We start from the raw sequence: 13,810 nt of genomic DNA, 5'->3' as shown, positions 1-13,810 counted from the left end.
GGCCCGCGCGCTCGATCAGCTGGAACCAGCCATCGCGCGGGCCATCGACGCCATCACTCCCCAAAACGCGCAGGCTTTCTTCCGGCACTGCGGTTACGGAGTACAGTAATTATGAAAATGCTCTAGTCGCCCGACCAAGCTAAAACCTTAGCCAAACAAAATCGCCACGAACCCAACAAGAAATCAAGTACCGAAGAAGAATGCGATCGCATTCGACGTCTATGGGGCATTCTGGAGAGATCAGGGCTCTAGCAACTTGCCTACGCGTGCTATCCATCCGTCCTCGATGAGTCTCTCCGCCTTCTTCAGCAATAATTGCGGCGGACTGAGATGGATCCGATGCACACGGTATTCATTTCCAGCAGCAAGCCAGCCCCAATGAGCGCACCCGCCTCTGCGATCATGAGCAAATGCATCATTGGTTCCCTCGTGTTCAGTTTTTAGGAAATCTACGCATGCTGCATCGCGGAACCATAGCCGTTTGATCCAGCCTCGACACCGGACGAGGTCAACTCTGGCGCTGAGCTTCCAATAAAATTGAATGTTCCGCTGCTCGGAAGGAAGACGCGGAAACATGTGCTGCATCCGTCCTTCGTGCGCAAGCTGCGAAATGAAATGCGGCCTTCGTATTTCTGCACGATTCCTCGGCTGATCCACAGTCCCAGGCCCGTGCCTTTCGTGGACTTCGTGCTAAAGAATGGTTCAAAAAGCTTCTGGGAATCCTGCGGTTTTACGCCGACTCCGGTATCCACGATCGAGACGCTGATGCCGCGTCGTTTGAGCTGCCAGTCGCTGGCTTCCCGCACCATGATTCGTAAATCACCGCCGTTCGGCATTGCCTGGATTGCATTACCGACCAGGTTCAAAAATACCTGGCGAAGTTCCACCGGGAATCCATGCACCATACCGGACGTGAAATACCGTTTTTGCAACCGGACGTGACTCGTATGTAACTGTCGTTCCTGAAGCCCGAGGACATCATCCAGAAGCTCGGTCAGCATCACCGCGATGGGCGTCTTCGACTCCCTATAGAAACTCAGAGTCTGCCGGGTGATGTGCGCGACACGCTGTAGCTCCTGCTCGGCCATTGCTGCGCAATGTCGCGCTTCCTCATCGAGCGAGGGGTGATTGCGAATGAGAAAGAAGATGTTGGTGATGGCAGCGAGCGGATTGTTGATCTCGTGCGCAATGATTCCTGCGACGCGACCCATGGCAGCCAATTTCTCGGTTTCGCGCAGAGCCTCCTCTGCTTTTAATTGTGCGGTGATGTCACGATTCACTTCAAGCACCGCGTTGCCCTCGCGATTCATGATCTTGCGACACGCAACTATGACGTCGGAGCCGTCCTTCTTCTTCTGAAGGAGGTTCCCGTGCCAGACCTTGCGATCGCGCAAGGTCGCTTCGATTTCCTCGCGTGGAACGGGAAAAATGGTGCGCAAGATCGAGTGTATGTCCTGGCCCAAAATCTCATCGCGCTGCCAGCCATAGAGATGTTCAGCTCCTGCATTCCAGAACAGGACTTGGCCGTTATTGCCACGCTCCATAATGGCTTCGGTTGCAAGTTCGAGCAGCTCGGCGCGAGTGCGGAATTGTTCCTCCCTCAGCCGCAGTTCCTCGGTGCGCTCTGCAACGCGTTGCTCCAGTTTGTTATTGAGCATTTCAAGCATGCGTGTTTTGCGATGAAGTTCGACGAAGATGCCGATTTTGGCTCGCAATACGTCGGGCACTACCGGAACAGAAATGTAATCGACCGCGCCGCTTCGATATCCCTGAATCTTGTCGGAGTCGGTGAGGTGAACGCCGGAGATGAAGATGATCGCAGTCTTTTGGAAACGAGGATGTTGCCGAATTACGTCGGCTAACTCAAACCCATCAAGCTCAGGCATGCTCACATCCATCAGCACCACGGCGATATCGTTCTTCAACAGGATGTTCAGTGCCTCGCTGGCCGAAGTTGCCTTGATGAGATTTTCTCCGAGTTCGGAAAGAATCACCTCGTAGCTGAGAAGTTTGGCCGGCTGGTCATCGACCATTAGGATGTTGACCTTCGAATCTGCGTTCATCAATTCCTCTCCAGGTTCTCTGCCGCGCGCAGCTAGCGATGCAGCCACATGCGCAGAGCGGAAAGCAGCTGTTCGGTATTCACCGGTTTGGCAAGGTATTCTGAAGCGCCCGCCTCAAGACATCTTTCACGATCGCCCTTCATGGCTTTTGCAGTCAGCGCAATAATCGGCAGGCGCCGCAGAGCAGGATTCTGGCGGATCACCTGCATTGTTTCGTATCCGTCCATTTCCGGCATCATGATGTCCATGAGCACAATGGCCAGGTCAGGTGTGGTCTCAATTGTTTCGATCGCCTCACGCCCCGTACCCGCCGAGACGACGGTCATTCCGCGCCTTTCAAGCACGCTGCTCAGTGCGAATATGTTTCGGACATCGTCGTCGACGACCAGCACTTTGCGTCCGGCGAGTGCCTCGTCTGACTGATGGAGGCGATCGATCATCTGCCGTTTTCCGTCAGGCAATTCAGAGACAACCCGATGCAGAAACAGAGCTGTTTCGTCGAGCAGGCGCTCCGGTGACTCAACGTCCTTCACCACTACGCTGCGTGCCAGTGTATGCAGCTGAGCATCCTCCTCTGCGGATAACTCTCTCCCTGTAAACACCACGACGGGTAGATCGCGCAGCTTTGGGTCGCTCTTGATCTGCTCAAGCACATCAAAGCCGGACATATCGGGGAGGCGAAGATCGAGCACGATGCAGTCGTAGGAGTCTCGTCCCAGCGCTTCGAGCGCAGCAGAACCCGAGTCGATGACATCCAGGTCGATGTCCTCGTGCCAAAGCAATTCGCGTGTGCTTAACTGCTCCGCTGGATTGTCTTCGACGACCAGCAATCGCTTGCGCCGCGGTTGTGAATATTCCCGGATGCGAGCCAGCGCAGAGTTCAACTCATCTGTCGAGGTCGGTTTGGTTACGAAGGCAAAGGCCCCGCGCGAGAGACCGTGGTGGCGGTCTTCATCAAGCGTTAGCATTTGCACCGGTATGTGCCTCGTTGTTGGATCCTGCTTAAGATGGTTCAATACCGTCCAGCCAAGCATGTCGGGCAGCATAACGTCGAGTGAGATTGCGGAGGGATGATACTCGCGTGCCAAAGCCAGCGCTTCTGTTCCGGTCAACGCCACCAGAACTTTGAATCCTTTGTCGCGCGACAGATCACAGAGCACACGTGCGTAATGCGGATCGTCTTCTACGATCAGCAGCACCGCATCACCGTCTTCCAATGACTTGCGGTCGTCATCAATGCGGGCTTCTTGCTCAGTAGCTGACACGTTAGAAAGAAACATCGGAACCGAAACCGTTCCGCCATCCCTTTCTGCCTTCAAAACTGTCGGTACCGCCGGACCGACATAGGTCTGCGGCAGGTACAACGTGAAGGTGCTGCCTTTGCCGGGCTGGCTCCGCAGTTGAATTTCTCCCCCCAGCAGATTCGCCAATTCGCGGCTGATGGCGAGGCCTAGCCCGGTTCCACCGTATTTGCGGCTGGTGCCCGCATCGGCCTGCTGGAACGCTTCGAAGATGATCCGTTGTTTTTCTGGTGGAATTCCGATGCCGGTGTCGGAGACTTCGAATGCGATGACCGAGCCGGCGCCACTGAGAATCGGGTGATCCGGTGTCCACCCGCCCGCAGCCGGCGAGACCAACAACTTCACGGTGCCTTGTTCTGTGAACTTGAAGGCATTCGAAAGCAGGTTCTTCAGTACCTGTTGCAGGCGCTTTGAGTCCGTTACAAGGCTGCGGCCCATGCGCGGATCGTTCGTGACATCGAAGATAAGTTTGCGGTTTTCCGCTTCATGCCGGAACGGCCGTGCGACAGTGTCAAGGAGCGCGCCGAAGAAGACTTCTTCCGCCTCCACCGACACTGTGCCCGATTCGATTTTGGAAAGATCGAGAATATCGCTGATCAGGTTCAGAAGGTCGGTGCCAGCGCCGTGAATGGTACGTGCGAACTCAACTTGCTTGGCGTTGAGACTGCCATCAGGGTTCTCAGCAAGCTGCTGACCGAGGACAAGGATTGAGTTCAGCGGCGTCCGCAATTCGTGAGACATGTTGGCAAGGAATTCAGATTTGTATTTCGAAGTGAGTGCCAGCTCGCGAGCCTTCTCTTCAAGAGCGCGACGAGCTTGTTCGATCTCCTGGTTCTTGCGTTCCACCTCGTAGTTCTGTTCCGCCAACTGTTGCGCTTTCTGTGCTAACTGCTCGTTCGTCTGCTGCAATTCCTTCTGCTGCGTTTGCAACTCCGTCGCGAGTTGCTGCGATTGTTTCAGAAGACCTTCGGTCTGCATCGTGGCCTCAATGGAGTTCAACACGATGCCGATGGAGGAGGTCAGCTGTTCGAGGAATGAAAGATGCGAGGCGGTAAATGCGCCCAGGCTGGCAAGTTCGATGACAGCCTTGACGCGATCTTCAAACAGAACCGGCAAAACAATAACGTTTTTCGGGATTGCCTGGAACAATCCGGAGCGGATTGGTACAGTTCTTTTCGAAAGCTCCGTAATAAGCATGCGCCGTTTTTCAGCAGCACATTGACCGACAAGACCTTCACCCACGCGCACTTCTTTCAGATAGCCCTCAGGCGTATCAGCAAAAGTAGAGAGCAGAACGAGGTTGGTCTCAGAACTCGCCGAATCGCCGCCCATCTGGTAGATAACGCCCTGTTGAGCATTGACTAGCGGCGCAAGTTCCGACAGGAGCATTCTGCCCACCGTCGCCAGGTCGCGTTGCCCCTGCAGCATGCCGGTGAACCGCGCGAGGTTTGTTTTTAACCAGTCCTGCTCGGTGTTGCGATCCGTCGTAAGACGAAGGTTGTCAATCATCGTGTTGATGTTGTCCTTCAACTCTGCAACTTCGCCACGCGCTTCCACCTGGATCGATCGTGTCAAGTCGCCCTTGGTCACGGCCGTCGCCACTTCCGCGATGGCCCGCACCTGGTTGGTGAGGTTGTCTGCCAACAGGTTCACGTTGCCGGTCAGATCCTTCCAGGTACCGGCGGCGCCGGGCACATTTGCCTGGCCGCCGAGTCGACCTTCCACACCGACTTCGCGGGCTACAGTTGTTACCTGATCTGCGAACGTCGCCAGTGTGTCAGTCATGTTGTTGATGGTCTCTGCGAGTGCAGCGACTTCGCCCTTTGCATTCACCGTGAGCTTCTGGTTCAGCGCGCCGTTGGCGACAGCGGTCACCACCTTCACGATGCCGCGTACCTGCTCGGTAAGGTTTGCGGCCATCACGTTTACGTTGTCGGTAAGGTCCTTCCAGGTTCCGGCAACTCCGGGCACCATCGCCTGTCCGCCGAGCTTTCCATCCGTTCCAACTTCCCGCGCTACACGGGTCACTTCGGCTGCGAACGCGTTTAACTGGTCCACCATCGTGTTGATGGTGTCCTTCAGTTCGAGAATTTCGCCCTTTACATCGACGGTGATCTTGCGGCTCAAGTCGCCGCGGGCTACAGCTGTGGTAACTTCGGCAATGTTTCTCACTTGCGCGGTGAGGTTGCCTGCCATCGAGTTGACCGAGTCCGTCAAGTCCTTCCATGTCCCGGCCACACCGGGCACATTGGCCTGGCCGCCGAGCCGTCCTTCCGAACCGACTTCGCGAGCGACGCGGGTTACCTCGGCAGCGAATGAGCGAAGCTGCTCAACCATTGTGTTCAGCGTTTCTTTCAACTGCAGGATCTCGCCGCGTACGTCCACGGTGATCTTGCGGCTCAAGTCCCCATTGGCAATGGCCGTCGCTACCTCAGCGATGTTTCTCACCTGTGCCGTGAGATTGCCAGCCATGAAGTTCACTGAATCCGTCAGATCCTTCCATGTGCCGGCCACACCCGGTACCATCGCCTGTCCGCCGAGTTTGCCGTCCGTGCCCACTTCGCGAGCCACACGCGTGACCTCGCCCGCAAATGCGTTGAGCTGATCCACCATGGTGTTAATGGTATTTCTCAGCTCGAGAATTTCACCCTTCACGTCGACGGTGATTTTGCGCGACAAATCGCCGCGAGCTACGGCCGTTGTGACCTCGGCGATGTTTCTTACCTGCGCCGTCAGGTTGCCGGCCATCGAGTTTACTGAGTCGGTTAAATCCTTCCAGGTACCGGCCACACCCGGCACGTTAGCCTGACCGCCGAGTCGTCCTTCGGTACCAACTTCGCGCGCAACGCGCGTCACTTCACCCGCAAACCGGTTGAGCTGATCGACCATCGTGTTGATGGTTTCCTTCAGCAGCAGAATCTCGCCGCTGACATTCACGGTGATCTTCTTTGAAAGGTCGCCAGTCGCGATAGCTGTCGAAACTTCGGCGATATTGCGCACCTGGCCCGTCAGGTTTGAGGCCATAGAATTCACGGAATCGGTCAAGTCCTTCCATGTACCGGCGACGCCGGGCACTTGTGCCTGTCCACCCAGCTTCCCGTCAGTACCGACTTCGCGGGCCACGCGCGTCACTTCGCCGGCGAAAGCGTTCAGCTGATCCACCATTGTGTTCAGCGTGTCTTTTAGCTCGAGGATCTCGCCCTTCACGTCAACCGTGATTTTGCGCGACAAGTCGCCGCGAGCTACCGCAGTCGCCACTTCGGCGATGTTTCGCACCTGGCCTGTAAGATTCGACGCCATGAAGTTGACGTTGTCGGTCAAATCCTTCCATGTGCCCGCCACGCCTGACACCTGTGCTTGCCCGCCCAGCTTTCCGTCCGTTCCCACTTCGCGCGCCACGCGCGTCACCTCGCCTGCGAATGCGTTTAGCTGGTCGACCATCGTGTTGATGGTGTTCTTGAGTTCGAGGATTTCGCCCTTTACGTCGACAGTGATCTTGCGCGACAAATCGCCGCGTGCCACAGCCGTTGTAACCTCGGCGATGTTTCTAACCTGGGCCGTCAGGTTGCCGGCCATCGAATTCACCGAGTCGGTTAAATCCTTCCAGGTTCCCGCAACGCCCGGCACGTTGGCTTGACCGCCGAGCCGTCCTTCGGTACCCACTTCGCGGGCCACGCGCGTCACTTCTCCTGCGAACCGATTCAGCTGGTCCACCATCGTGTTCAGCGTTTCTTTGAGCTGGAGAATCTCGCCGCGCACGTCCACGGTGATCTTCCGGCTCAAGTCGCCGTTCGCAATGGCCGTCGCCACTTCAGCGATATTGCGCACCTGGCCGGTCAGGTTGCCGGCCATGAAGTTCACATTGTCGGTAAGGTCCTTCCATGTTCCGGCAACACCCGGCACGCTCGCCTGTCCGCCAAGTTTTCCTTCGGTGCCCACTTCGCGGGCCACACGCGTTACTTCGCCGGCGAATGCATTGAGCTGGTCGACCATCGTGTTGATCGTGTCTTTCAGCTCCAGAATTTCGCCTTTCACGTCGACAGTAATTTTGCGGGAAAGGTCGCCGCGAGCCACGGCGGTCGTCACTTCTGCGATGTTTCTCACCTGCGCCGTCAGGTTACCGGCCATCGCATTGACTGAGTCGGTAAGGTCTTTCCACGTCCCAGCTACTCCCGGAACCACAGCCTGCCCGCCGAGTTTGCCATCCGTGCCGACCTCGCGTGCCACGCGCGTCACTTCCGAAGCGAATGACCGCAGCTGATCCACCATGGTATTGATGGCCTCCTTCAGCTGCAAAATTTCTCCGCGAACGTCCACTGTGATCTTGCGCGAAAGGTCACCGCTGGCAACGGCGGTCGCGACCTCCGCGATATTGCGCACCTGGCCTGTAAGATTCGAGGCCATGGAATTCACGGAGTCTGTGAGGTCTTTCCACGTGCCTGCCACCCCTGGGACTACGGCCTGCCCACCAAGTTTGCCGTCGGTGCCCACTTCGCGCGCCACGCGCGTTACTTCCGCAGTGAACACACCTAGCTGCTGAATCATCGTGTTCACGATATTGGCGGACCGAAGGAATTCGCCCTCAAGCGGGCGGCCATCCACGTCCATCCGAACCGTCTGGGTCAGATTGCCTTGCGCCACAGCGGCGATTGCTCGGGTTACCTCTGTCGTTGGCCGAAGGAGATCTTCAACGAGCGTATTGACCGAAACCTCCATGTCATCCCAGGCTCCGCGCCGATGTTCCACGCGGATGCGCTCGCGGGTTTTGCCCTCTTTGCCTACCGCCAGGCCAACCCTCTTGAGTTCGAAGGCCATCTGTTCGTTTGCAATAACGATCTCATTGAAATTGTCGGCAATCTTCCCCGGCAGCCCGGTCCACGATACCGGAAGGCGAACGCTGAAATCACCTTCCTTCATGGTTTTCAGGCTTTGCAGGATGGCGGTCAGGCACTCGGACATCGGTGGTTCCAAAGCGCTTGTCGGATAGCGGTTATCTCCATCTTGCCCGCTGACGGGCGATTCAATGGTCGTCGACATGCCGGGTGCTCCTGGATGGGATCTGACCACTCAGCATCAGAAAATCCTGCCATGCGCTTCCCCGATTCGGAACCTCCGAGACGCACGAATGCTGGAGTGCAGCGAGCACATAGATGCAACACGCCAATTCGGGGTTGCCTCAACAGCACGAAGGCCCCGGCAGGTTCATATGCCGTGAATTGCCGGATGCGCATTTCGCCCGTGCTGACAGTTTTATCCCGCTGAATCAGGACAGCAATGGATTGAAAATACATTGGCTAATGATATGAAAATAAAAACTTTAGAAATCCGATGATACGGTGTCATCTCTTTCCGAAGGCTGCAATTCCACTCTTCCTCAGAGAGGTATGATCTGAAATCGCCGATAAGGACGGACTTTGTCTTTGTAGGCAATCCATGAAAAGATGTTCTTGGCGAAAACCTCTGGAGACTTTCACCTGTCAAACCAAGTGAACCAGGCGGGTGATTCCACGGTTGCCAACCGACAAAGGTAATCAATTCAGAATCTATTGGACGAACTCTCCAAGTCGCGCCCCTCCTCATCTCGACTGTCCACGCTTTTGGTGGTGCTGGGCATGTGCGTGTTTTTTTGGGGACTTGGCTACAAATTATCGCTTTACGGTGTGCATGAGTCGAGCATTCACAGGATTCCCGAGGCAAAGTTCTTGTCCCGCGATGAGGACCCTGGCGCCACCGACAGAGCGACGATCAGCCTTGCCGCGTCTCATCCGTTTCCTCCCGGATCGTCTCTTTTTTTAACGTTTGTCTTCTGGTTCGGCGCCGCCTCGGCATCGAAGCCGAATTCGGGAATGCGAGAATCCCGGATACCGCGGCCATGGGCTTCATTGCGATCTGCAGATTTGAATGTGTTTTTTTTCCGCCCCCCTCCTACATTCTAGTTATCTGTTTTTTGGCCTCAAGTGTGGGCGTTCGCGCAAAGCGCAATCGTTCGCAATTCTGTCCTGATCTCCGTTGACGTTTACGGTTCGGGGTCTTTCAACCAGCGAGGGTTGCAAACAATGTCATATGGATATGTCGCCGCACGGTGGCGGCTGCTTTTTCTGATCTCCCTTTTCGCGGCGGCTTGTACAGGCTGTGAGCGCACGTCTGCGTCAAGCGATTCAGCTTCTCAATTGCCGGTTGCCTCGGTGGTTCTGCCACAGCGGTCTGCTTTATCTAGCCAGCTGGAAGTCGCTGGAGAACTCCTGCCCTACCAGGAAGTCGAACTTCATGCGAAAGTCTCCGGCTATATTCGCAAGATCAATGTCGATATTGGTGATCGAGTGCGCAAAGGGCAGGTGTTGGCAGAACTCGATATTCCCGAACTCTCCGCACAAGTTGAGGAAGCACAATCGGGTGTTTTGCGCAGTCAGGAAGATATCAAGAGGGCAAAAAGCGCAGTAGTACGAGCCGAGGCTGATCACAGGGCAGTTCACGAAGCTTATTCACGTCTCAAGCAAGCGTCTGAAGCGCAGGCCGGTCTCATCGCGCAACAGGAATTGGATGACGCGCAGGCCAAAGACTCTTCGTCTGAGGCGCAGGTCGAAGTGGAGAAGGCCGATCTCTCTGCAATGGAGCAGGCGTTGGCCGTGGCCAAGGCGAATCACCTGCACTACTCTTCATTGGCGGACTATGCGCATATCGTTGCGCCGTACGCGGGCGTGGTGACCTGGCGCTACTCCGATACTGGGTCGTTGGTGCAGGCCGGCACTTCAAGCGCAGGGGCACAGCCCGTGGTCAAACTCGCCGAGACTGACATCCTGCGACTGCGCATCCCTGTTCCAGAGACGCTCGCGAGTTATGTGAACATTGGTGAAACAGCAAAGATACACATCTCCTCCACCGGAGCGGATCTTACCGGCAAAGTGGTGCGTACGACCGGCGAGCTAGATCTTGAGACCCGTACGTTGCAGGTGGAAATCGATCTGAAGAATATAGACAGGAAACTCGAGCCAGGCATGTATGCCGACGTCTCTCTGGACGTTCAACGAACGGGCTCTGTGCTTACCGTGCCTGTCCAGGCAGTGGACCGCAGCGGCGGACGGCCATCGGCATTAGTTGTGGATAACCATGGCCGCATTGAAAGGCGCGAGGTGATCCTGGGCCTGGAAAATCCCAACAGAGTGGAAATAACCTCAGGGCTTACGGACAAAGACCGCGTGGTGGCGGCAAATCTTGCTGCATTCACTCCTGGCGAAGCGGTCCGCGCCCAGACGATAGAGCTGCCCCAGTTCACGCCGAATGGCGGAAGCGGAGTGAAGTAACATGTCTAAATTCGCTCTCCGCTATCCCTATTTCATTCTGATGGTCTGCATGATCATCTCAGTGGTCGGCACGGTGACTGTGGCGCGCATGCCGGTCGATCTGTTTCCCGAAATTAAAATTCCTGTCGTAGTGGTGGCGACGTTCTACAGTGGCATGCCTCCGGAGCAGATCGAAACCCACATCACCGATCCCTTCGAGCGGTTCTTTACGCTAGGCAGTGGCATCGATCACATCGAATCGCGGTCAATGACCGGCGTCAGCCTGATCAAGGTTTATTTCCAGCCCGGTACCGATCCGAACGCCGCCGTTACCTCAATCTCCAACCTGGCTATGGCCCAGCTTCGTCGCCTGCCGCCGGGCACGCTGCCGCCTGTCGTGCTTCGATTCGATGCCTCAAGCCTGCCGGTGTGTTACGTCACACTGAAAGGCCAGGGCCTGAATGAGACGCAGTTGCACGATTTGGGCCAATACGCTGTACGCGAGCAGATTGCCGACGTGCCAGGCGCCTCGGTTCCACCGCCATTTGGCGGTAAGTACCGGCAGATCCAGGTCTATGTGGATCCAGTGAAGCTTGAGGCCCACCAGTTGAGCCCCATGGATGTTGTGCGTACGGTGAATCAGGCTAATCAAATCCTGCCGTCCGGTGACGTGCGCATCGGTTCTCGGGACTACAGCATCTACGCCGACTCGCAAATGCCCACCATCAAGGACATAAATCGGCTGCCCCTGAGGTCGGTTGGAAATGGGCAACTCCTGGTCTCGGATATTGGCTATGCCAAGGATGACTCTGCGGTTCAGACCAACATCGTCCGAGTCGACGGCCAGCACTCGGTTTATCTTCCGATCCTGAAACAGGGCGGCGACAGCAACACCATTGCCGTAGTCAACGGTATCCGCGCTGATCTCAAGCACCTTTTCGATGTTCCCAAGTCGCTGGTGGCCACGGTGATCTTCGACCAGTCTGAGTTTGTTAAGACGGCCATTTCCAATTTGGGTAGCGAGGGCGGTATAGGCATCGTTCTGACCGCCGTTATGATTCTCATCTTTCTCGGCAGCGCGCGCGCAACGATTGCTGTCCTGCTGTCGATTCCACTATCCGCATTGGCCGCATTCATGATCATGAATGCCATGGGAGCGACCATCAACGCGATGGTGCTGGGAGGTCTGGCCCTGGCGTTTTCGCGGCTGATTGACAACTCTGTCGTGGTTCTCGAAAACATTTTTCGCCATCTCGAAATGGGTGAGCCCCCCGACCAAGCCGCCGAAAAAGGCGGGCGCGAAATGGCCCTTCCAGTGCTGGCAGCCACATTTACCACGGCAATTGTGTTCTTTCCGGTCGTCTTTCTCTACGGCGTCAGCCGCTTTCTCTTCACAGCGATGGCGCTTTCTGTCGTGCTCTCGCTCTTCGCTTCCTACGCGGTGGCCATGACGGTGGTTCCGCTCTTTTGCGCGCGCTTTATTCGCAACGTCCATCACGAAGCTGGTCATCACAAAGGAAGCAACCCGTTCCAGTTGTTTGTGCGCTGGTTCAATCGCCACTACGACAAGGCTCTTATGCACTACGACATATCAGTGCGCAAGACCCTCTTGAGGCCCATGGCGACAGTGGTGGGAATCATAGGTGCATTCCTACTCAGCCTTTGTCTCTTTCCTTTGCTGGGAACCTCGTTCTTTCCGCACACCGATGCCGGACAGTTTGTCATCAACGTCAACGCGCCCAGTGGCACTCGTCTTGAAGTCACAGATCAATACATCGCACGAGTTGAGCAGGACGTCCGCTCTGTGATTCCTGCAAGAGACCTGCACATGATTGTCTCGAATCTCGGGATTACCTCCGGTTTCGAGTCCATCTACACCAGCAATTCGGGCACGAACACGGCGTTTGTGAATGTGGCTCTGAATAAGGGCCACAGCAAGAGCAGTTTCGAATATATGAACCTGGTACGTGCCAAGCTGCGGAGCGATCTGCCCGAACTAACCACTTACTTTCAAAGCGGCAGCTTGGTGGATGCCGTGGTGAATCTTGGTCTGCCGGCTCCCATCGACATTCAGATCGAGGGGAGCGATATGAAAGAGGCTTACACAACGGCCAGCAATCTTGCCGCGCAGATCCGGAAATTGAAAGGAGTAAGTGACGTCCTCATTCCGCAAGATCTGAGCTATCCAGGGCTGCAAGTCAATGTAAACCGCGAAATGGCGGGCCGGCTGGGACTGAATTCAAACGAGATTATCGATAACGTCATTACCGCACTTGATTCAAACGGCATGATCGCACCCAGCTATTACGTCGATCCCAAGTCCGGAAACAACTATCTCGAGACCGTTCAGTTCCCAGAGGCCGACATCAAATCCCTCACTGACCTGAAACAACTTCCCCTGCGTTCTCCCGACGGGAAAACGGTGACTAATCTGGGGGCCGTTACAAACATCCGCCCGATCGATACACCTACAGAAGTGGACCATTACCAAATCGAACGTGTTATCGACATCTACGTTTCACCTTCTGGTGAAGATCTGGGCGGGCTTGCGAATCGGGTTGACCGTATAGTTGCAGGCACTCACGTCCCGGAGAATCTTCGAGTCACCCTGCGCGGATCGGTGAACGGCATGAGAAAGTCGTTTGTCAGCTTTGGTATCGGACTGATCCTGTCGGTGGTTCTCGTTTACCTGATCCTGATGGCACAGTTTGCATCGCTCAAGGACCCCCTTATCATCCTGCTGGCCATTCCGCCAGGGATCATGGGGGTCATCCTCACACTGCTTCTTACCGGAACAACGCTGAACGTGATGTCTCTGATGGGCGTGATTATGATGACCGGTATCGTGGTGTCAAACTCGATTCTGATCGTCGACGTCGCCCGTATCTTACGCAAGGAAGGAATGGCGATTGACGAAGCTGTCTCCATGGCATGCAGGCTCAGGCTGCGGCCTATTCTGATGACTTCTCTCGCCACCATTCTTGGAATGCTTCCGATGGCGTTCACGCTTGAAGAGGGTAGTGAGTTTTATGCGCCCTTGGCGCGAGCTGTGATCGGAGGTCTCGGAGTCTCGGTTATCCTGACCATTTTTCTTGTGCCCGCGATGTACGTGATCGTCCACCGGCGTGGGGATGCGTCAACGGCAGCCAAGGGAGAAGCATAAACG

General features: G+C 55.9%; 4 protein-coding genes. 2 read left to right on the top strand and 2 right to left on the bottom strand.

The window, feature by feature from the left end; genetic code table 11:
* Window positions 1-449: 449 nt before the first annotated feature.
* Window positions 450-2,063 (bottom strand): ATP-binding response regulator, encoded by a 1,614-nt coding sequence (locus WCA10_RS04940; RefSeq protein WP_472821389.1) that lies wholly within the window; start codon window positions 2,061-2,063, stop codon window positions 450-452.
* 32 nt (window positions 2,064-2,095) lie between these two features.
* On the bottom strand, window positions 2,096-8,401 hold the full coding sequence (locus WCA10_RS04935; RefSeq protein ID WP_472821388.1) for a HAMP domain-containing protein: 6,306 nt from the start codon (window positions 8,399-8,401) through the stop codon (window positions 2,096-2,098).
* A gap of 1,133 nt (window positions 8,402-9,534) precedes the next feature.
* Here WCA10_RS04935 and WCA10_RS04930 point away from each other — a divergent pair.
* Both WCA10_RS04930 and WCA10_RS04925 read left to right on the top strand, forming a co-directional pair.
* Complete coding sequence (locus WCA10_RS04930) at window positions 9,535-10,665, top strand: efflux RND transporter periplasmic adaptor subunit (RefSeq protein WP_472821387.1); 1,131 nt, start codon at window positions 9,535-9,537, stop codon at window positions 10,663-10,665.
* A 1-nt stretch (window position 10,666) separates the two neighbouring features.
* A complete protein-coding gene (locus WCA10_RS04925) occupies window positions 10,667-13,807 on the top strand; it encodes an efflux RND transporter permease subunit (protein ID WP_472821386.1) in 3,141 nt (1,046 codons plus the stop codon).
* Window positions 13,808-13,810: the final 3 nt, after the last annotated feature.

Origin of the sequence: Occallatibacter sp., from assembly GCF_049582745.1 — a bacterium.
Lineage (GTDB): Bacteria > Acidobacteriota > Terriglobia > Terriglobales > Acidobacteriaceae > Telmatobacter.
Note: the sequence above shows the minus strand (reverse complement) of the source record. Positions and strands in the feature narration are given on the sequence as shown.